Annotated in this window: 19 protein-coding genes; 7 read left to right on the top strand and 12 right to left on the bottom strand. The window is 60.6% G+C overall.

What is annotated here, in order from left to right; translation table 11 throughout:
• Position 1 precedes the first annotated feature (1 nt).
• The 9 genes from D3M70_RS21025 to D3M70_RS20985 form a co-directional block, all read right to left on the bottom strand.
• Positions 2–1,120 (bottom strand): succinylglutamate desuccinylase/aspartoacylase family protein, encoded by a 1,119-nt coding sequence (locus tag D3M70_RS21025; RefSeq protein WP_120127584.1) that lies wholly within the window; start codon positions 1,118–1,120, stop codon positions 2–4.
• A 9-nt stretch (positions 1,121–1,129) separates the two neighbouring features.
• Positions 1,130–1,840: an ABC transporter permease gene (locus tag D3M70_RS21020; protein WP_120127583.1), complete on the bottom strand. Its 711-nt coding sequence runs from the start codon at positions 1,838–1,840 to the stop codon at positions 1,130–1,132.
• Positions 1,837–2,565, bottom strand: a complete 729-nt coding sequence (locus tag D3M70_RS21015) for an ABC transporter permease (protein ID WP_120127582.1) — start codon at positions 2,563–2,565, stop codon at positions 1,837–1,839. Before D3M70_RS21015 ends, D3M70_RS21020 begins: the two co-directional genes overlap by 4 nt.
• Before the next feature lie 83 nt (positions 2,566–2,648).
• A complete protein-coding gene (locus D3M70_RS21010; RefSeq protein ID WP_062387926.1) occupies positions 2,649–3,431 on the bottom strand; it encodes a transporter substrate-binding domain-containing protein in 783 nt (260 codons plus the stop codon).
• A 392-nt stretch (positions 3,432–3,823) separates the two neighbouring features.
• Positions 3,824–5,542 carry an ATP-dependent DNA ligase gene (locus D3M70_RS21005; protein WP_120127581.1) on the bottom strand — a complete coding sequence of 573 codons (1,719 nt, stop codon included), beginning with the start codon at positions 5,540–5,542 and terminating at the stop codon, positions 3,824–3,826.
• A complete protein-coding gene (locus tag D3M70_RS21000; protein WP_120127580.1) occupies positions 5,539–6,573 on the bottom strand; it encodes a ligase-associated DNA damage response exonuclease in 1,035 nt (344 codons plus the stop codon). Before D3M70_RS21000 ends, D3M70_RS21005 begins: the two co-directional genes overlap by 4 nt.
• Positions 6,574–6,787: 214 nt before the next feature.
• Positions 6,788–9,271, bottom strand: a complete 2,484-nt coding sequence (locus D3M70_RS20995; protein ID WP_120127579.1) for a penicillin acylase family protein — start codon at positions 9,269–9,271, stop codon at positions 6,788–6,790.
• Positions 9,272–9,486: 215 nt separating this feature from the next.
• Positions 9,487–9,693, bottom strand: a complete 207-nt coding sequence (locus D3M70_RS20990; RefSeq protein WP_120127578.1) for an SEC-C metal-binding domain-containing protein — start codon at positions 9,691–9,693, stop codon at positions 9,487–9,489.
• 4 nt (positions 9,694–9,697) lie between these two features.
• Positions 9,698–10,186 carry an LEA type 2 family protein gene (locus tag D3M70_RS20985; RefSeq protein WP_120127577.1) on the bottom strand — a complete coding sequence of 163 codons (489 nt, stop codon included), beginning with the start codon at positions 10,184–10,186 and terminating at the stop codon, positions 9,698–9,700.
• Positions 10,187–10,296: 110 nt separating this feature from the next.
• Between D3M70_RS20985 and D3M70_RS20980 the strand changes: the two genes are divergently transcribed.
• Positions 10,297–10,905, top strand: coding sequence for a hypothetical protein (locus D3M70_RS20980; RefSeq protein WP_120127576.1), 609 nt, complete (start codon positions 10,297–10,299; stop codon positions 10,903–10,905).
• 77 nt (positions 10,906–10,982) lie between these two features.
• On the opposite strand, the gene D3M70_RS20975 is transcribed toward D3M70_RS20980, so the two are convergent.
• Both D3M70_RS20975 and D3M70_RS20970 read right to left on the bottom strand, forming a co-directional pair.
• On the bottom strand, positions 10,983–11,456 hold the full coding sequence (locus tag D3M70_RS20975) for a YchJ family protein (RefSeq protein ID WP_120127575.1): 474 nt from the start codon (positions 11,454–11,456) through the stop codon (positions 10,983–10,985).
• Positions 11,457–11,466: 10 nt separating this feature from the next.
• The gene (locus tag D3M70_RS20970) at positions 11,467–11,964 is read right to left on the bottom strand and encodes a DUF6231 family protein (protein ID WP_120127574.1); all 498 of its coding nucleotides are present in this window, start codon (positions 11,962–11,964) and stop codon (positions 11,467–11,469) included.
• 244 nt (positions 11,965–12,208) lie between these two features.
• Here D3M70_RS20970 and D3M70_RS20965 point away from each other — a divergent pair, with 244 nt between their 5' ends.
• The 3 genes from D3M70_RS20965 to D3M70_RS20955 all read left to right on the top strand — a co-directional run bounded on the left by D3M70_RS20965 (position 12,209) and on the right by D3M70_RS20955 (position 14,132).
• Positions 12,209–12,907, top strand: coding sequence for an OmpA family protein (locus D3M70_RS20965; protein WP_120127573.1), 699 nt, complete (start codon positions 12,209–12,211; stop codon positions 12,905–12,907).
• Between the two features lie 183 nt (positions 12,908–13,090).
• Complete coding sequence (locus D3M70_RS20960; protein WP_120127572.1) at positions 13,091–13,366, top strand: DUF1145 domain-containing protein; 276 nt, start codon at positions 13,091–13,093, stop codon at positions 13,364–13,366.
• Positions 13,359–14,132: a collagen-like protein gene (locus D3M70_RS20955; protein ID WP_120127571.1), complete on the top strand. Its 774-nt coding sequence runs from the start codon at positions 13,359–13,361 to the stop codon at positions 14,130–14,132. Before D3M70_RS20960 ends, D3M70_RS20955 begins: the two co-directional genes overlap by 8 nt.
• Before the next feature lie 85 nt (positions 14,133–14,217).
• Here D3M70_RS20955 and D3M70_RS20950 read toward each other — a convergent pair.
• The coding region (locus tag D3M70_RS20950; RefSeq protein WP_120127632.1) for a CopD family protein at positions 14,218–14,646 on the bottom strand (429 nt) is incomplete at its 3' end.
• Positions 14,647–14,774: 128 nt separating this feature from the next.
• Between D3M70_RS20950 and dinG the strand changes: the two genes are divergently transcribed.
• The 3 genes from dinG (at position 14,775) to D3M70_RS20935 (ending at position 20,724) form a co-directional block, all read left to right on the top strand.
• On the top strand, positions 14,775–16,919 hold the full coding sequence (gene dinG, locus D3M70_RS20945; protein WP_120127570.1) for an ATP-dependent DNA helicase DinG: 2,145 nt from the start codon (positions 14,775–14,777) through the stop codon (positions 16,917–16,919).
• Between the two features lie 108 nt (positions 16,920–17,027).
• Positions 17,028–19,373 (top strand): beta-galactosidase, encoded by a 2,346-nt coding sequence (locus D3M70_RS20940; RefSeq protein WP_120127569.1) that lies wholly within the window; start codon positions 17,028–17,030, stop codon positions 19,371–19,373.
• Positions 19,374–19,575: 202 nt separating this feature from the next.
• Positions 19,576–20,724: a serine hydrolase domain-containing protein gene (locus tag D3M70_RS20935; protein ID WP_120127568.1), complete on the top strand. Its 1,149-nt coding sequence runs from the start codon at positions 19,576–19,578 to the stop codon at positions 20,722–20,724.
• The last annotated feature ends 68 nt before the right edge of the window (positions 20,725–20,792 follow it).

Raw genomic sequence — 20,792 nt, 5'->3', positions numbered from 1 at the left:
CTTAAGGAGAAAGTAGGTAGCCGCTGCGAAAGGCTTCGGTGCCGGCGACATGGGCGATGACCATGCCGGCAGTCGCCATGCGTCGCAATGAGCGGGCGTACATCAGGCCGGCGTTGGCCGTGTGGACCGGGGTCACTGCGTCGCTGATCGGGTCGATCACCTCAGCGATCAGTTGCCCGGCTTCGACGTATTCGCCGGGCAGGGTGCAGAACACCAGCAGACCGCCGACTGGCGTGGCCACCGGTTCGACCGCCGCAAGAGGCGTCGCCGGATAAATCAGTTCGGGTTGAGCCAGGGGCTCACCGGCGATTGCGCCGTACTGCATCAGGTAGCTGATGATCGCCTGGCAGTCGCGACTGCCGAGGGCATGGCTCACATCGCCCTGACCGCGCAGTTCCAGGGTCACTGAAAAACTGCCCAGCGGAATCGCAAAGCGTTTTTCGAAACGCTGTTGCAACTGCCACCAGACCAGCGTGAAACATTCGTCGAACGACTGACCGCCTGAGTCCGTCGCCAGCAGGCTGGCTTGCGCGCCGAGGTAACGCGACAGCGGCTCGACCTGCGGCCAGGCTTCGGGCGTGGTGTACAGGTGCTCCACAGATTCGAAGTCGCAATGCAGGTCCAGCACCATGTCGGCATCGCACGCCAGACGCTGCAAGGCCAGACGTTGCGATTCCAGTTGGGTAGCGCCGCTGCGTGCGAGCAAGGCGGCGCGCAGGCTTTGGCGGATCAGGTCGACGTTGCGTTTCTCGTCATCGCCCAACAGCGGTTCGACCTCATCGCCCACCTGTTGGGTCAGGTCAACGAACCAGCGATTAAAGTTTTGCCCGCTTTCCAGCTCGTAACGACCGAGCGGGATGTCCATCAGGACTTGTTCCAGCCCGATTGGGTTGGCCACCGGAACGATGACGATTTCGCCCAGTAACTGACCGGCGTTTTCCAGTTCGGCCAGGCGCTGTTTGAGGTACCAGGAAACCAGCATGCCGGGCAGTTCGTCGGCGTGCAGGGACGATTGAATGTAGATCTTGCAGGCACCGTTTTCCGGGCCGTAGTGAAAACTGTGGATCTGCCGCGCAGTGCCTGGCACCGGGGCTAGCAGATCATGGGTCTGGTGTCGCATGCAGAGGTCCTAGTGAGACGGGCCGAGGAAGGCGAGCCAGCGTCGTTCGGCCAGTCGGAACAGACCGACCAGGATGAAAGTCACCGTAAGGTAGATCAGCGCAGCGATGCCGAACGACTGGAACGTCAGGAACGTCGCCGAGTTCGCATCACGCGCAACCTTCAGGATGTCCGGCACGGTGGCCGTGAACGCCACGGTGGTCGAATGCAGCATCAGGATCACTTCGTTGCTGTAATACGGCAGCGAACGACGCAGTGCTGACGGCATGATCACGTAGGTGTACAGACGCCAGCCTGTAAGACCATAAGCCTTGGCCGCTTCGACTTCGCCATGGTTCATGCTGCGAATTGCACCGGCGAAGATCTCGGTGGTGTACGCGCAGGTGTTGAGGGCGAACGCCAGGATGGTGCAGTTCATCGCATCGCGGAAGAACGCGTTGAGCATCGGCTGGTCGCGAACCACCGAAAGGCTGTAGATACCGGTGTAGCAGATCAGTAGCTGGATATAGAGCGGGGTGCCACGGAACAGGTAGGTGTAGAACTGCACCGGCCAGCGAACCAGCGGATTGGGCGAAACCCGTGCGATGGACAGCGGGATCGACACGATGAAGCCAATGGCGATCGACGCACTGAGCAGCCACAGGGTCATGGCCAGACCGGTAATGTTCTGCCCGTCCGTGTACAGGAACGCGCGCCAGTATTCTTGAAGCAATTCGATCATCGTCTGGCCTCCCGGCTGCCTGCGGAGTAACGCCGTTCAGCCCAGCGCAGGGCAAAGTTGGAGACGCTGGTGATGACCAGATAGATCAACGCCGCGAGTACCAGGAAATAAAACAGTTGATAGGTGCTTTTACCGGCATCCTGAGACGCCTTGACCAGGTCCGCCAGGCCGATGATCGACACCAGCGCCGTGGCCTTGAGCACCACTTGCCAGTTGTTGCCGATGCCGGGAAGGGCGAAGCGCATCATTTGCGGAAACACCACGAAGCGAAAGCGTTGGGAGCGGCTCAGGCCATACGCGGTCCCGGCTTCGACCTGTCCACGAGGGACCGCGAGGATGGCGCCACGGAAGGTCTCGGTGAAATACGCCCCGTAAATGAAGCCCAGGGTGATGACACCGGCGGCGAAGGGATCGATTTCGATGTAGTCCCATTCCATTGCTTCGGTCAGCGTCGTCAGCCAGGTTTGCAGGCTGTAGAAAATCAACAGCATCAGCACCAGGTCGGGCACGCCTCGGATCAGCGTGGTGTAGACCTGCGCCGGAACGCGCAGAAGCGCAGTCTTGGACAGTTTGGCACTGGCGCCCAGCAGGCCGAGCACGATGGCCAGCAGCAGCGACATTACCGACAATTTGACGGTCATCCAGGTGCCCTGAAGCAGCAACGGGCCGAAACCCTTGAGGCTGAACGCGGACAGTCCCAGGTGTTGCAGGAGAGTATCGAGCATGTGGAACCTATACAGTCAATAAAACGCCCGTGAACTTCAGCGGGGGATTCGGATGATCGCTGAAGACGCGGGCGCTTGTTTTCTTACTTACCGCTGTACAGATTCAGATCGCCGAAGTGCTTCTTCTGGATCTCGGCATATTTGCCGTCATCGTGTAACGCTTTGATACCTTTGTCCAAAAGCGCTTTCAGGTCTTTGTTACCTTTGGCGATGCCGACTGCGGTCTTGGCTGGCAGCAGAGGATCGTCGATTGGCTTGCTGACTTCGTAATCAGCACCTTGTGGCGACTTCAGGAAGCCCAGTTCGGCTTGCAGCATGTCTTGTACCGAAGCGTCCAGACGACCGGATACCAGGTCGGCGTAAACCTGATCCTGGTTGGCGTAGGCCTGGGTTTTCACGCCTGCCTTGTCCAGGATTGCCTTGGCGTAGGCTTCCTGAATGGTGCCTTGCTCGTAACCGACGGTCTTGCCTTTGAGCGAGGCAACGTCAGCAGAGAGGCCGGAACCTTTCTTGTAGACCAGCGAGGTCGGACCGGAGAACAGTTCGCTGGAGAAATCGATGACTTTCTCGCGAGCCGGGGTCACGGTCATGGAGGAAATCACGCCGTCGAACTTGTTGGCTTTCAGGCCAGGGATCATGCCGTCGAAATCGCTTTCGACCCATTTGCATTTGACCTTCAGTTCTGCACAGATCGCGTTGCCCAGGTCGATGTCGAAGCCAACCAGGCTGCCGTCAGCGGCTTTCGATTCGAATGGTGCGTAGGAAGGATCGACGCCGAAACGCAGTTCCTTGTACTCCTTGGCCATTGCGTTGCCAGCGGCCAGACAGATGGCGAGTGCGGAAAGGGTCAGCCATGCTTTTTTCATCGTTCAGTCCTTAAAACCAAATTGAGCGTTGGGAACACGCGAAGGCTTGCTACCGGCAGGTGCCAGACCGCAAAAAGATAGCAATTTCCGAACCAAAGAGACGAACGCGCGTTTTAAATGTACGGAGTTGTCGCAATGATGACTTTGAGCCATCTCTTGTCTTTTTTCAGGGCGCCCGAGGCAGGGGGAGAGTAGCCGAAACGGCATGAAAGAGGGCGGAAAAAATCCTGGCCAACGTCGGTTGTTCCCTTGCCTCAAGTCGGATTGCGGCCATCCGTAGCAGTCCGGCTTGCTGGCGGTAGCGCTTTCAAATACGCCACCGCCGACGGGCCATGCCGCTACACGGTGCAATAGGGTGTAATGGAGTGCGTGAGATCGCACCAAAGCGGTGCTCAAGCCAGAAGGTCTTGCAGAGTTGCCAGACTGTCCGCCTCTGCTACCGGCTTGTCCTGCCGCCATCGGAGCATTCGAGGGAATCTCACCGCGATCCCGCTTTTATGGCGCTTGGACAGGGCAATGCCCTCGAATCCCAGCTCGAACACCAGCGTCGGGGTAACACTTCTGACCGGGCCGAATTTCTCGACCGTGGTCTTGCGGATGATTGCATCGACTTTGCGCATCTCTTCATCGGTCAGGCCCGAATAGGCCTTGGCGAAGGGCACCAGCGTGCGCTCGCTGGACTGCGGCGGGCCGTCCCAGACCGCGAATGTGTAGTCGCTGTACAGGCTGGCGCGGCGACCATGGCCGCGTTGGGCATAGATCAACACGGCGTCGACGCTGAACGGGTCGATCTTCCATTTCCACCACACGCCCATGTCCTTGGTCCGACCGACCCCGTACAACGAGTCCCGGGCCTTGAGCATCATGCCCTCGACCCCAAGGCTGCGGGATGCCTCGCGCTGCTGGCTGAGGTCGGCCCAGTCTTTTCCGGTCAGCACCGGGGAGGACATCAGCACCGGACTTTGCGCACTGGCGATTACCTGCTCCAGTTGCGCGCGTCTTTCATACTGCGGCTTGCTGCGCCAGTCATGACCCTGCCATTCGAGCAGATCGTAGGCGAGCACCACGACCGGCACATCTTCGAGGATCTTCTTGCCCAGGGTTTTGCGACCGATGCGTTGTTGCAGCAGTGCGAAAGGCTGCACCGAGGGTGTCGATTCATTGGGCGTGCCTGGTGCTGGCGTGTTAAGGGCGAAGTCATCCGGGCTGGCATGCTGGTCAGTGGCAGGCGCTTTCCAGACGACGATTTCACCGTCGATCACCGTCCCGTCAGGCAGGCACTGGACGAGGGCGTGCAATTCGGGAAAACGATCGGTGACCAGTTCTTCACCTCGCGACCAGATCCACAAGCGACCCTCGCGCTTGACGACTTGCGCGCGAATGCCATCCCACTTCCATTCCACTTGCCAGTTCTCGGCAGGGCCCAGCAGGCTTTCGAACTGGTCCACCGGTTGTTGCAGCGCGTGGGCGAGAAAGAACGGGTAGGGCTGGCCCCCGCGTTGGGCGTGCTCGTCCTCGGATTCTTCAGCGACCAGCTTCAGATACCCTTGCGCGCTGGGCCGGTGGGACAGGTCGGTGTAGCCCACCAGACGCTGGGCCACGCGCTTGCTGTCGATGTTCGCCAGCGCCGCCAGCGCTCGGGTGACCAGCAGCTTGGAGACACCGACCCGAAAACTGCCGGTGATCAGCTTCAGGCAGACCATCAGGCTCTGGCGATCCAGTTGTGACCAGAATGCCGGCAATCGCTCCAGCAACTCCTCTGGCGGCAGGCCGCGCAAGGGCAGCAACTTGTCTTCCATCCAGGTGGCCAAGCCCTCCTCAGAGCTGTGTTCAGCTTGTGGCAGCAATAGCGAAAGGGTCTCCGCCAAGTCGCCCACGGCCTGGTAGCTTTCTTCAAACAGCCACTCAGACAGCCCGGAAAGAAGCATCGCCTGTTCGCGCAACATGCGCGTCGGCACCAGCTGTCGTGGCCGCCCACCGGAAAGGAAATACACCGCCCAGGCCGCGTCCTCAGGTGCTGCCTTGGCGAAATACTGCTGCATGGCGGCAAGCTTGGCGTTGCTGGAAGTGGTTGCGTCCAGCAATGAGTAGAGCTCGGCGAAGGCCTTCATGACGAGGCCTCCTCTGCGGTGTCCGACTTGGCGGGGGCGTCGTCTTCCTCGTCGCCGTATTCGGTGGTGAAGCCTTGGGCATCGAGCCCGCTTTCACGCAGATATCGCACCAGTACCGCCACTGAGCCGTGGGTGACCATCACCCGCTCGGCACCCGTGTTTTCGATAGCCCACAGTAAGCCGGGCCAGTCGGCATGGTCGGACAGCGCAAAACCGCGATCCACGCCACGCCGCCGACGGGTGCCGCGAAGCATCATCCAGCCGCTGGCGAAGGCATCGCTGAAATCGCCGAATCGACGCATCCAGGTGCTGCCGCCGGCTGAAGGCGGAGCCACGATCAGTGCCTGGCGAAGGGCGGGGTCGGTCTTTTTGAAATCCCCGGCGTAGTGGGTTTCCGGTATCCGCACCCCGGCTTCGCGATAGACCCGGTTCAGCGGTTCGACGGCACCGTGGACCAGAATCGGTCCGATACTGGAGTCAATGCCATGCAGAATGCGTTGTGCCTTGCCGAACGAATAAGCGAACAACACGCTGGCCTTGCCCACTGCGGCGTTGGCGCGCCACCAGTCGTTTATACCGGTGAAGATTTCCGACTGCGGTTGCCAGCGGTAGATCGGCAGGCCAAAGGTGGATTCGGTGATGAAGGTGTGACAGCGGACCGGTTCGAAGGGAGCGCAGGTGCCGTCGGGTTCGACTTTGTAGTCGCCTGACGCGACCCAGACTTCGCCCTGGTATTCCAGGCGGACTTGTGCAGAGCCGAGTACATGACCGGCCGGATGCAGGCTGAGTTTTACCCCGTGGTGGGTGATGGTTTCGCCGTATTCGAGGGTTTGCAGGTTGATGTCCTGACCCAGACGCGAGCGCAGAATACCTTCGCCGGGGGCGGCGGCAAGGTAATGCTGGTTGCCGGTTCGGGCGTGGTCGCCATGCCCGTGTGTAATGACCGAGCGTTCGACCGGGCGCCACGGGTCGATATAGAAGTCTCCGGGCGGGCAGTACAGGCCTTCGGGACGGGCGATGACAAGGTCCATGGGATGACCGGATTGGGGGGCTTGTCAGGTAGAGCGGTTCGGGGGGCGGGAAGTTCGGGTTTTTTGGCGCTGATGCTTGGTTCTGCCTAACGGCAGAAGCGTTCCGCCTTCGGCGGAACAGCTCTGGCGTAAGCCAGCACGAAGTACGAGGCGCCAGCACAAATCAAGGGTCGTGTCCAAAGCTCGGCGCCGACGCAATTAAAAGGCGTAAGCGCTACTTCCCGGGCGTCAACGTCAACCGCTGCTTCCCGTAAATCTTCTCGAAGTTCTCCGGCTGCATCGGAATCGACATGTATTGCCCCTTGACCCAAGGGTCGATGCCATTGGCAAAGTGCGGGCTTGCCGGGTTACCCGATTGTCCCGCCGCATTCTGCGCCATCATCGGTTCCTGCTGCGCGAAGTCGACGATCATCCGCATCGCCGGAATCACCGCCGCGTCGAAATCCTGGCCCCAGTGAAAGCCCGACGCATTCGGCGTCGTGTGGTCGCCACCGGCGGCCATCGGTCCTTTGATCACATTGGCTTTGCTGCCACCCATTGCGGCAATCAGTTGGGCGCTTTGTGAAGTCCATGTGTACTGGTGCAACTTGCCCCATTGCCAAGCCTTGTGATCGCCGCCCAACCGACTTTCACCCGCACTGATGGCCGCCGAAAGACTGCGCGCCAGAATCGCCGGTTTGTCTTCTTTCTGCGGTGTTTTCACGTCATCCCAATACGGACTGTCCTCGCGTCCCAGCAGATGGTCGGCCTGTGGCGAGTAGGAAAGGTCAGCGCTCTGTACCAGCGCTTTCCAGGCCGGACTGCCCTCAGGTCCGAGTTCATCGAGGAATATCTGTTTGCTGCTTTCTTGCAGGAACAGCTCATAGATCGCGGCGTCCGCTGAGACGGGAGACAGTCTGCCGTCGAACGCCATCAGGCGACTGAGTGCTTCGCGCGCCTTGTCGCGGTCGGCTGGCGGCAGGGCGTCGATGGCCTGTTTCAACGGCTTGGCCATGCCCGGTGCGTCGAACATCTTTTTCAGCTTGGCGGCAAACGTCGTGGTCTGGTCGTACTGCATGCCGATGGTGCTGCGGGTGTCCTGTTTGCCGGTGTTGGCCAGTTCGGCGATACGCTCGGCCCGCTCCGGGTAATCCCAGGAGTTGGACAGTTGCATGCCGTAGCCTTTGGGCATCGTGCGCTGGTTGGCGGTGGCGATCCAGCCTTGCTGCGGGTCCTGATCGTAGGGATGCAGCATGGCGTCGGCGTAACCGTCCCAGTCGAAACGACCATCCCAGCCCGGCGAAGGAATCAGGCCCAGGCCTTCGCGACGGTTCGGATAGCGTCCTGTGACCTGCCAGCCAGTGTTCGATGAGTCGGCGAACACGATGTTCAGGGTAATGGCGCGGATTTCCCGGGTGGTCTCGAAAGCCCGTTCGACGTTCTGTGCGCGGGTCAGGTCAAACAGCGCGTCCAGCGTCTTGTCGTCCTTGGCGTCCGGGGTCTGCAGCGCGATGCCCAGGCCGCTGGCCAGTTGCGCCGAGCTGGCGTTGAGCAATGGCCCGTGACGGGTTTCATACGCAGGCTCACGCACCGGGCGCTGGCCTTTGACGAAATAGGTTTCTTCGTGAGCCCCCGCGGCCACCCACTTGCCATCGGCCATGACCATCAGGCGATTGTTTTCGCGTTTGAGTTTTTCCAGGAACAGATCCTGGTTATCGCCCATCGCCGGGCCCATGCCCCAGGCCAGCTTGCCGTTGTAACCCGACAACACCAGCGGCAGCCCCGCGACGGTCGCGCCTGCGGCCTGATATTTCGGCGCGCGGATCTGCACGAAATTCCACATTGACGGCAGTGTGGCCGGAAGCTGGCTGTCGGTCGCCAGCAAGCTCTTGCCTGCACGGGCGCGTTGCGGCGAGATCACCCAGTTGTTGGACGCCGAAACCCCCAACAGATTGAGGTCGGAAAGTTGCAGTGCAGCCTTCTCGATATCGCTCAGCCCCGGCATTTGGCTGCTCAGATTCAAACCCTTGAGTTTGTCAGCCTCGGCAAACGGCAGCTCTTCGTCCGGGTAGGTCGGCAGCAGCCAGGCGAGTTTGTCGGCGCCGACTTTCTGGGCCAGCACCAGTGAGGAAATCTCCTCCTGCAGATTCACCGACAGGCTGAAGTTCAGCAGGCTGAAAATCAGCGCCGAATCTTCGGGCTTCCAGTATTCGGGTTTGTAACCTGAGTCGGCGATGTCGGACGGCAACTTGTCGCGGTAGCGGAAGAGATAAGCGTTGACGCCGCGCGCGTAGACTTCGAAGAAGCGTTTCAGGCGCGGTGAGGAGGCGTTGTACAGCTCGCTGGCGTTCTGCTTGAGATTGGCGGCGCGCATCATGCGGTCCAGATCCAGTGCCCCGGGCCCTGCGATTTCCGACAGGCGGCCCTGCGCGAGCAGGCGCATTTGCATCATTTGCGAAATGCGGTCGCTGGCGTGCACATAGCCCAGGGTGAACAGCGCGTCGTGAAATGTGCTGCTTTCGATCAGCGGCATGCCCAGGTTGTTGCGTCGCACGGAGACATTCTGCGCCAGGCCCTTGATCGCGAACACCCCGCTGGCGGGAGGCAGGCTGTCGCGGTCTTCACCGCCCAACTGACAGCCGGCGAGGCTCAACAGGCCCATCATGGCAGCGGCAGCGCTGAGTCGCGTCTTAAGGGAAGAGGGGGCTGGCGAGGCCATGATGGAGCTCCTGCGGGGGTAGGCATTGGAAACGCGCTACGTTAGAGAGCGGGCAGGCGCCACGCAAGCGGGGGGCAGGTGTTTATTTCAGGATTTTTCGGGATGGGATGTGGACACCTCTGTAGCAGCACGGCCTGCCGGCGGCGGCGATTGCAAGAACGCCACCGCCGGCGAGCCGTGCTGCTACAGCGGTCACCGGAAACGCGGATCGACCATCAAGCGCCGTGGCACTTCTTGAATTTCTTCTCGCTACCGCACGGGCAAGGATCGTTGCGGCCCACGTCCTTGAGCGCGTTGCGAACCGGCTCCTGAGGCTCGTGGTTGCAATGCGGACCGTGGACGTGGCCATGGTCATGATGATGGTCGTGATGGTCGTGATCGTGGTTGCAATCAGGGCCGTGCACGTGGTCTTGCTGGGTCATGGGGTTACTCCGGAATCAAATCGCCGGGAATTATGTCGCCATCGCGCCCAATACGCACGCTGTCACCGAATAAAAATCCGGTCTTGAGCTTGCCTTCCAGCCGGTAATGAATAGGCTGGTCGGGTTTCCCGAGCATTCGGGTCACGTCCTTGAGGTGTTGCCAGAGGTTGGTGCGGATCGGCACCGAGAAGTTCTTGTGACCGTAGGCCTTGACGATGAACCAGTCGCTGTACTCGCCATCGGCGATCAGGATGTCGTTGAGCACGACTTTGTACCTCAACCCCCGGACCCACAAGTTGGAGTCGTTGGGGTTGTCGATGCGAAAGCGCAGTTTCATGTCCTGCTTGAGCAGTTTGGCCTTGACCACGTCGACCTTGAGCAGCTTGACCTCGGGATCTCGGGTGTCGCTGCTGGAAAAAAGAGATGAGCACCCGGACACCGCGAGCACCATGAAGAGGCCGATAACTCTGAATACGCTTGCCTGAAACACCATTGGTTCACTCCCTGTCGGGCTACAGTCTAGCAAGTGACGGGGTTGGGGCCACTCGCTGTTCCACAGAGCCTGCACCATACTCATGCGATGTGTCGAAGGAGTATTGACCCATGAAGCAGTATGAAATTGTATTTTCCGGCCAATTGGTGCCCGGCGCACAGCTGGATCGGGTTCAGGCCAATCTGGCAAAACTGTTCCAGGCCGACACTCAGCGCATTGCGCTGCTGTTCTCGGGTCGGCGTCTGGTGTTGAAGAACAACCTGGACCCCGCTGCCGCCGAAAAATATCGCTCCACCCTCGAACGCGCAGGCGCACGAGTGGATGTCGTGGAAATGGCCGTGCAAGTCAAGGCCGAGCCTGACCCGCAGTCTGAGCCGGTCGAAGTCGAAGAGGTCGAACTGGCGCCGCCACCGGATGAACCCACGTGGACCCGTCGCACGCGCCAATCTTCGTCTCCGGCCGGTTCTCCGCCCGGTGCTCAAAAGACTTCGAAGCTTGAGCCTCGTGACGTCTACATGGCTGCGTTCGTTGACGTCCAGGCGCCGGATTTCACGATCTCCGAGTTGGGCAAGGACGTGCAGGATCCCAAAACCCCTGCGGTGGCGCCACGGCTGGATCTGTCAGGATTTAGCCTGGCGCCTGCCGGCAGTGATATGGGCGAGGCGAAGTCGCAGGAGCACGTGCGGGTGCCGGACACATCCCATTTGAAACTGGCGTAATGCAGACCTCATTTGCGATGAAGCTCTGTAGCATTCCGCCCGGACTGCTACCTGGAGCGTGGGTCGCACTCAACCGATCAGGCCATATAGGCGGAACAGCATTTCTTGAATTTCAGCTCGCTGCCACACGGGCAGGCATCGTTGCGCCCTGCCTTAAGCTGCACGGTGGGGTCGATGAAGTACCAGCGGCCCTGATTCTGGACGAAAGCCGAGCGCTCGCGGTGGCTATGCTCACCCGCGGCATCGTGCCAGCGCGCGGTGAACGTCACGAAGGCATGTTCGGGCTTGCCACCCAGTAGCTCCGCATGCTCGACCTCGAGCCCTAGCCAGGTGCTTTGCGCGCTCCACTGGCTGATCGATTCGCGATCCAGGCTGCTCTTCTGGACCGGTAACGTCGTATCGAGAAGGTAATCGATCAGACCCAGAACGTAGGCGCTGTAGCGCGAGCGCATCAGGGCTTCTGCGCAAGGCGCGGCTTGACCCGCGTGGTAACGGCCGCAGCAGCCGGTCAACAGGTTGCCGCTGCCACAGGGGCAAATTGCACTGCTCATGTTGCGGATCTCACCACCAGTACTTTCCAAAATTCTCCGGGTTGGCCCAGACCTTCGCGTTCAGCCAGTCCGGTACCTGTGCGTTCTCGCGCAGGTCGTGGGTGAAGAGCGTCAGCACCTGTTCGTCCCTGGCGAAGCGTTCACTGGCCTGCAGCGCCAATGAATAGAAGTCGGTTGTTTGCCAGCCACAAGCTTTCATGTCCGCAAGCACGGCAATGCGGCTGGCGTTGAGGTTGCGAATCCCGCCCAACAGCTCCAGTCCCGCGCGCTTGGGGATGTGCTCCAGGCAATCGACCACCAGCGCCAGGTCGAAACGCTGACCGGCCAGTTCAGCCGGCAGTGCGCCGGGCGCGGCCTGAGCCAGTTCTGTGCCTGGATGGGCATCCTGAAAGGCTTGCAGCGCCGGAAAACTGTCCGCGCCGATCAGCAGAAGCCGCTTGGGCGCATAACGGTCCAGCAACGCGGCGAGTGCTTGCTGCGGCGTGCGGGTAGAAAAGCTGTCGGTCATCAAAATCCCTCGGTAAGCCCGCAAGGTTAGCCTGCCGAATCATCGTGGCCTAGTGCTTGAACTTTTTTATCGGTAGCCATGACAAAGCGTACGGAGTGAAGGCAAAAGGCTATTTCTAAAAGAACAGGCCCGTTTATGCGCTCAAAAACCCACAAAACCCCCGTATTCCGGGTGGCAAAGGGCCGTAACGGCGTCTTTACTCCATTTCAGTCGGTTTTAGCCGATACCAAAGGAGAAGAACTGTATGAGCATGATTCGGACAGCGTTACCTCTGATTTTGGTTACCAGTGTATTGACGGGCTGCGCCGGCTTGCAAAAGACCGACTGGCCGCTGTGCGCTGCCGGTGGCGTTCTCACCGGTGCGGCAATTGGTGCGTTCCAGACGGCTTCGGTTGCGGCGGGGCTGGGTGGCGCGGTCGGTGTGATGGCTGGCGCGTATTGCTGGGCTCACGGTGATGGCGACGATGATGGTGATGGTGTTCTGAACAGTGTCGACAAATGCCCGGATACGCCCAAAGGTACCAAGGTCGATGCCACGGGCTGCCCGATCGTGCCGCCAGCGCCTGAACCTGTAGCGCCAGTGGTGCTGCCAAAAGAAGAAATCATCACCATTCGGGATGTGCACTTCGAGTTCAACAAGGCAACCCTGACCCCGAGCGACAAGCAGCAACTGGACATGGTCGCCACCAAGCTGAAAACGGAAGCGCCGAACGTGCAGATGCATGTCAGCGGTCATACCGACAGCGTGGGCAGCGATGCTTACAACCAGAAGCTCTCGGAAAAACGCGCGCACTCGGTCACCGATTATCTGGTCGGTGCCGGTATCCCTCGTAGCGCGTTCGTCTCGGTGGAAGGTGATGGTGAAAGCCGTCCGGTGGCAGACAACAAAACTGCTGATGGTCGTGCGCTGAACCGTCGTGTGGAAATCAAACTCAACCGTTAAGGTTGCGTGACGCTTCAAGACAAACCCCGGCCCGGTGCCGGGGTTTTCTTTTCAGGGGCGACACGGCGCCGCTCAGCAATGCCAGCTTTTTGCGACGTCCCTCTGGCATAGTCACGTTCGTCGCCGTACTGTGCGCAAAGCTTTTTTTGCCGCACAGAAATAAAAAAACAGCAGGGGCGTGTCATGAAGTTGTTTTGGGGGTTGGGGAAAGTCTTGACGTTGGGTTTCTGGATGGTGGTGCTGATCAATCAGGCCGTTGTCCTGCCGATTCCCTTCGAGATGTTGATCAAACTGGCTGGCAGCCTCTTGCTGCTGACCCACGTGTTGGAACTGTTTCTCTTCAACGGCAGCCTGCGAGGGCGTTCGCATCCCTGGCTCGACCGTGTGCAGATCCTGATTTTCGGTATTTTCCACCTGCAATCCTTTGGGCGCCGTCAGGCGGAGGTTCACCATGCGTAACGCGTTGTTGATGACGGCTGGCTTGCTATCGGCCCTTGGCGGTTGCTGGGCGATGGCGCAGAGCATCTCGGTGGAGCCGCATTCATTGATGCGTCTGCCGAGTAATACCAGCGTCCTGCAGCTCGAGCGTCTGGAAGTGGCTGATTACGGCACCCTGCTTATCCCGGCGGGGCTCACCGAAGTTCAGGTCGGGCAACTGGTGATGGGGCACGAGTCGCGTATCGCCATCGTGCCCAGCGCCGAACCGTTCAAATTGCAGGTCAAGCGTGGCGATCTGGGCAGCGGCTCTCAGATTACCGCCCGGGGAGCGCCAGGAACGTTCGAAAAGCCTCCCTTGCCGGGACGTAGCCTGAATCTTCGTGTCGAGCAGTTGAATGCCGATGTGCTGTCCATCGACGCTCGTGGCGGCGCCGGCTCACCGGGCTATGTCGGACTGGACGGCGGTAACGGTCAGAATCCGGGTTGCACCTGGGGATCGGCCAGCCGCGGCTTCGATGGCGACAACGGCGGCAACGGCCGTGATGGCGCGCCGGGGGCCCTGGTGCGTCTGGAGCTGCCTCAGGCATTTTCGGATGATCAAGTGAAGGTCAATGTGCAGGGTGGCGCGGGCGGTATCGGCGGCGAAGGCGGGCATGGCGGCAAGGGCGGAGCGTCCAAGGGCTGTCTCGTCTACCGTGCCGATGGTGCCAGGTCGGGCAAGAATGGCGAAAAGGGCCAGTCTGGTTCGGCAGGGCCGGCCGGTTCTGTGAGTATTCGCAAGCTTTAAGCGCAACACACAGCTGTGCAGCAACACGGCGTGCCGGCGGCAGCGTTCTTGAAGGCGCGACTGCCGGCAAGCCGGACCGCCACGNCGAGATCCCGACCAGCAGATTGATCCCCACCAGACGACGGATCTTTCCGAGTGCGGCTGCACCCTCAGGCCATTGCTCGGCGGCCACCGCCTTGCGCAGTTCCGGCAGGTTCAGCGTCGAGATGCGCAGGAACAGCGCCACCATCACCACGTACAGCCCTATCATCACCTGCACGTAACGCGGCGCGGTCTGGAAACCACTGAAGTTGATGTTGATCATGCCGATACCGGTCACCGGCAGCATGATCACCGCGCACCAGACCCAGATGAAGAAACGTGGGAACACCTGTAGCCACAGCTTCAGACGAGCAGGGCCCTCCAACGCGGCGATGACCGCCGGTCGCAGAATCATCCAGGCGAAAAACATCCCTCCTACCCAGAGAACAGCCGAAAGGACATGCAAGGTGTAGACAAGGGCTACAGGTGACATCGGAAACTCCGTTCTGCGCAGAAAGCATTAGCGCGGTATGATAGCCGCCCTCCGAAGACTGGAGATATATCCAGCGGTTTTTTTATGTTTTCATTCAGCACCGTGACGCCGAGCCAACGACCCAGCCCATGATCAGTACCGAACTCAAATCCCAGATTCAGGGTGCCTATTCGCGTTTCCTCGAAGCCAAGAGCCTCAAACCTCGCTACGGCCAGCGTTTGATGATCGCCGAGGTCGCCAAGGTGCTGGGAGACGTGGACACCGACGAAGAAGGCCGGCGCTCCGGTGATCCGGCGGTGGTCGCGGTAGAGGCGGGGACTGGTACCGGGAAAACCGTGGCCTATGCCATCGCCGCGATTCCTACCGCCAAGGCCGCTGGCAAGCGACTGGTGATCGCAACCGCGACCGTTGCGCTGCAGGAGCAGATCGTCCACAAGGACCTGCCTGACCTGATGCGCAACAGCGGCCTTAGCTTCACGTTCTCACTGGCTAAAGGGCGCGGTCGTTACATGTGCCTGTCCAAACTCGACATGCTGTTGCAAGAAGGTAACGCGCAAAGCGCCACGGCTCAGCTTTTCGAAGAAGAAGGCTTCAAGATCGAAGTCGATGAGGCCAGCCAGAAGCTGTTCACCAGCATGATCGAAAAGCTTGCCGGCAATAAATGGGACGGCGACCGGGATAGCTGGCCGCAGGAGCTGGCCGATCAGGACTGGGCGCGTCTGACCACCGATCACAGCCAGTGCACCAACAGGCATTGCCCGAACTTTCAGCAGTGTGCCTTCTACAAGGCGCGCGAAGGCATGGGAAAAGTCGACGTCATCGTCACCAATCACGACATGGTCCTGGCGGACCTTGCACTGGGCGGCGGTGCGGTCCTGCCCGATCCCCGCGACACCCTTTATGTATTCGACGAAGGCCACCACCTTCCGGACAAGGCCATCGGCCATTTCGCCCATTTCAGCCGTTTGCGTTCCACGGCCGACTGGCTGGAACAGACCGCGAAAAACCTCACCAAATTGTTGGCTCAGCACCCGCTGCCCGGCGATCTGGGCAAACTGATCGAGCAAGTCCCCGAACTTGCGCGGGAGATCAAGACTCACCAGCAGTTCATGTTCACGGCCTGCGAACAACTGGCCGATTTCAAGGCCGGTGAAGACATGGAAGGCCGCGAACGCCCGCGTCATCGCTTCGTCGGTGGCGTGGTGCCTGAGCACATGCGCGAGATGGGCATCGAACTGAAGAAGGGTTTTGCCCGCCTGGACGATCTGTTCACACGCCTGACAGAACTGCTGAAGGAAGGAATGGATGGCGAGGTCAACATCGGCATCGCCAGCCATCAGGCCGAAGAATGGTATCCGTTGTTCGGCAGTCTCCTGGCGAGGGCCCACGGCAACTGGGAATTGTGGACTGCGTTCACCGCCGAAGACCCGGAAAACAGCCCGCCCATGGCCCGCTGGCTGACCTTGGCGGAAAGCGGTTCGCTGTTCGATATCGAGGTCAATGCCAGCCCGATTCTTGCGGCTGAAATGCTGCGTCGCAACCTTTGGAACGTGGCCTACGGCGCGCTGGTGACTTCGGCGACGCTGACCGCGCTGGGCAAGTTCGATCGTTTTCGCATGCGCGCCGGATTGCCCAAGGACGCCGTTACGGCAGTAGTGCCAAGCCCCTTTCACCACGCTGACGCTGGCATCCTGCGCGTGCCGGATCTGAAAGCTGACCCGCGCAATGCCGCGGAGCATACAGCGGCGATCATTCGTGAACTGCCGGGGCTGGTGGAAGGCTCCAAAGGTACGCTGGTGCTGTTCTCCTCCCGTAAACAGATGCAGGAGGTTTTCGACGGCCTGGAGCGGGACTGGCGCAAGCGCGTGTTCATTCAGGGCAACCTGTCCAAGCAGGAAACCCTCAACAAACACAAGGCTCGGGTCGATGGCGGCGATGAAAGCGTGCTGTTCGGTCTGGCCAGTTTCGCCGAAGGTGTGGACTTGCCGGGCGCTTACTGCGAGCACGTGGTGATCGCCAAGATTCCTTTCGCCGTGCCGGATGATCCCGTCGAAGCCGCACTGGCGGAATGGATCGAAGCGCGAGGCGGTAACCCGTTCATGGAAATCGCCGTGCCCGACGCCTCTCTGCGCCTGATCCAGGCTTGCGGGCGTTTGCTGCGCACCGAGCAGGACCGCGGCATCATCACGCTGCTGGACCGTCGCGTGGTCACCCAGCGTTACGGCAAAGCCATCCTCAACGCACTGCCTCCATTCCGCCGCGAAATTTCCTGAAATGTATCGGGGATGAAACCCGGTTGACCGGGTCTTAACTCGGTCCGCCCGGGCGCTGCGTCGAATGCCGTCGTTCGGGCTTCCGATGATCAAGGAGCAACCGATCGCATGATTCGCCGTTCACTGTCTGCCATCCTCGTTCTTGCCTGCGCAGCGCCGGTGTATGCCGCGCCCCAAGGGCAGCAGACGTTGTTCAATTTCGTTCGTCCCGCCGATGTGGTGCAGGTCACGACCCAAGACGCCAGCCTGCCGCAAGCCAACGCCGAGCAGACTGCCGAGGGCGAGGTCCTGCGCCGGGTGAACTTCAATCCGGTCGCCAAGCCGAGCCTGCGTCTGACGCCGCAAACCGGTGTCTGGGACTGGAGCGCGGACAGCGCAATGACCCTGCGCCTGCAAAGCGCGATGGATTGGGCGCTGACGCTGTATGTGCAGATTCAGAGCAGCGACGGCAAGACCCTCAGCAGCCGGATCGACCTCCCGGCAGGACCTGCGCAAACCCTGATCGTGCCGCTGAAGGCCAGTTCCCCGTTGAGCCAGGGCATGCGGGTCGGGCCGCCGATGCCGTGGACATATGAAGGGCAGCGGGTATTGCTCGCCAATTCGGAAGGCGAAATCGATCCCGCTCAGATCACGTCGGTCACGGTGTCCATGTCCCAACCCGACATCGCGCAAAGTGTGTTGATCGAGAAATTCGGTGTGCAGGAGGGCGATGCGATCCAGAAGGCGGCCTACAGCAATCTCCTCGACGGCTATGGGCAGTTCACCCGCGGTAAATGGCCGGAAAAGATCAGCAGCGACGACCAGCTCAAGGCCCTGGCAACCAAGGAGCAACAACAGCTCAAGGCCTGGCGCAAAGACCTTGCGCCTCAAGATCGATACGGCGGCCTGCTCAAGGGACCGGGGTTCGAAGCGAAAGGCTTTTTCCGCACCGAGAAACGCAATGACCGCTGGTATCTGGTGACCCCGGAAGGGCATGCGTTCTATTCGCTGGGGGTCAACGCGGTCACGGGGGACGACAGCCAGACCTACATCGAAGGTCGTGAACCGATGTTCGCCAGTCTTCCGGGGAGTGACGATCCGCTCGCAGCGTTTTACGGGGAGGGCGATGACAATCGCGGCATTGGGGCCAACAAGGATCGCCAGTTCGATCAGGGCCGCTGGTTCGATTTCTACGGCGCCAACCTGCAGCGCACTTTTGGCGTCCCCAAATGCGTCGAAGTCCTCAAGCCGGCGCCTGTGATCGATCAGGATGACGCACCGTCAGACGCCTCCAGTGATGAAACGAACCCTGCCGCGGCGTCTGAAACACCGCCAGTGGTGGAGCAGGCCGCCGAGTGCAAACCGGTGAAGTTCGATCTCCAGCGCTGGGTCGATCACAGCGCCCAACGGTTGCGGGCCTGGGGTTTCAATACGGTCGGTAACTGGAGCGAGCCGGAGCTGGGAAGCGATCAATTGCCGAAAAAGGACCGTGTGCCCTACACCCTGCCGCTGTCCATCGTCGGTGATTACGCCAGCATCAGCACCGGCCATGACTGGTGGGGGGGCATGCCTGACCCGTTCGATCCACGATTCGCCATGGCCACCGAGCGTGCGGTCGCCATCGCTGCTCGCGATCACCGCGACGACCCTTATCTGATCGGCTATTTCGCCGACAACGAACTGGCCTGGGCCGCACCTGGCGACGATCCGAAAGATCGCTATGCCCTGGCCTACGGCACCCTGAAGTTGACCACCGACGTACCGGCCAAGCGCGCCTTCCTCAAACAACTGCGCGACAAATACCGAAATCAGGAGGGGCTGTCCAAGGCCTGGGGTATCGATCTGACCGCCTGGGAATTGATGGAAGACCCAGGGTTCGAGCCGCCGTTGCCGAATCCTGAACATCCGGAAATCGAAAATGACTTCCGTTACTTCCAACGCGTTTTCGCTGAAACCTACTTCAAGACCATTTCCGATGCGCTGAAGTGGCACGCGCCCAATCACCTGCTGCTCGGGGGCCGTTTTGGCATCAGCACGCCGGAAGCCATCGAGGCGTGTGCCAAGTACTGCGACGTTCTGAGCTTCAACCTGTACGCCCCCAAACCGCAGGACGGGGTGGATTTCGCCAAACTGCGCGTGCTCGACAAGCCGGTACTGGTCAGCGAGTTTCACTTTGGCTCCCGGGATCGCGGGCCGTTCTGGGGAGGAGCCATGGAGGTCGCTCGTGAAGAAGATCGCGGCCCGGCCTACGGCAACTTTCTGAAGGGTGCGTTGGCCGAGCCCTCGATTGTCGGTGTGCATTGGTTCCAGTACCTCGACCAACCCGCGACGGGCCGCATGCTCGACGGCGAAAACGGGCATCTGGGTCTGGTCGCAATCACCGACGTGCCGTATCAGGGTTTCATCGAGGCTGTGCGCAAGGCCAACGCGCAAGTCGCGGACGTGATCGGCAAGGATGCCGGGAAACCCCAGTAACGACATATAACCCTTGTAGGGGTGAGCGTGCTCGCGATGGGGTCGACCAGACACTGCAATCTTGTCTGATACACCTCAATCGTGAGCACGCTCATTCCTACAGGATTTGACGGGTGTCTGATGTTGGCTGGCTGTTCACAAAACCATCAATCGCTGGAACAATGCACGCCTTTTTGTGCAGCCCCGGTCCGGAGACGACACCGTGCAGATTCAAGGTCATTTCGAGCTTCAATTCGAAGCCGTGCGCGAGGCATTCGCAGCGCTGTTCGACGATCCGCAAGAACGAGGCGCAGCCCTGTGCGTACAGATCGGCGGTCAGACCGTGCTCGACCTGTGGGCGGGGACCGCTGACAAGGACGGCGCTGAGGTTTGGCACAGCGATACCATCGCCAACCTGTTCTCCTGCACCAAGACCTTCACGTCAGTCACTGCCCTGCAACTGGTGGGGGAGGGCAAGTTGAGTCTGGACGAGCCGGTTTCGCGCCTCTGGCCGGAATTCGCCGCCGCAGGAAAACAGTCCATCACCCTGCGTCAGTTGCTTTGTCATCAGGCCGGTCTGCCGGCGATTCGGGACATGTTGCCCGCAGAGGCCTTGTACGACTGGCAAGCCATGACCGACGCCCTGGCGGCTGAAGAGCCTTGGTGGACGCCGGGCCAGGGGCATGGCTACGCCGCGATCACCTATGGCTGGCTGGTGGGCGAGATGATTCGTCGGGCTGACGGGCGCGGACCGGGCGAGTCCATTGCTGCCCGTATTTCGCGTCCTCTCGGGCTCGATTTCCATGTGGGGTTGCCCGATGAGGAGTTTCATCGTGTCGCCCACATCGCGCGGGGCAAAGGCAACATGGGCGACGAAGCCGCCCAGCGTCTGGTGCAGACCACCCTGCGCGAACCTGCGTCGATGACGGCGCGTGCGTTTACAAACCCGCCCTCCATCATGACCAGCACCAACAAACCCGAGTGGCGGCGCATGCAACAGCCCGCCGCCAACGGTCACGGCAATGCCCGCAGTCTGGCGGGTTTCTACAGTGGGCTGCTCGATGGCAGCCTGCTGGAGGCAGAGCTGATCAACGAACTGACGCGCGAGCACAGCCTCGGTCAGGACAAGACACTGCTGACTCAGACCCGCTTCGGCCTGGGTTGCATGCTCGACCAGCCGACCGTGCCCAACGCTACCTTCGGCCTGGGTGGAAAATCGTTCGGCCATCCGGGGGCAGGTGGCTCGGTGGGGTTTGCCGATCCCGAGCGTGACGTCGCCTTCGGTTTCGTGACCAACACATTGGGGCCGTATGTGCTCATGGATCCGCGAGCACAGCGTCTGGTTCGGGTCCTTGGTGAGTGTTTGCAATAACTATCGCTGATAAGTGCTTGTTATACCGACTGTCAGTTAAACCGCCCATATCGGAACCGTAGGGCGGT

The organism is Pseudomonas sp. LS-2 (assembly GCF_003605735.1).
In the GTDB taxonomy this organism is placed as follows: Bacteria; Pseudomonadota; Gammaproteobacteria; order Pseudomonadales; family Pseudomonadaceae; genus Aquipseudomonas.
Note: the sequence above shows the minus strand (reverse complement) of the source record. Positions and strands in the feature narration are given on the sequence as shown.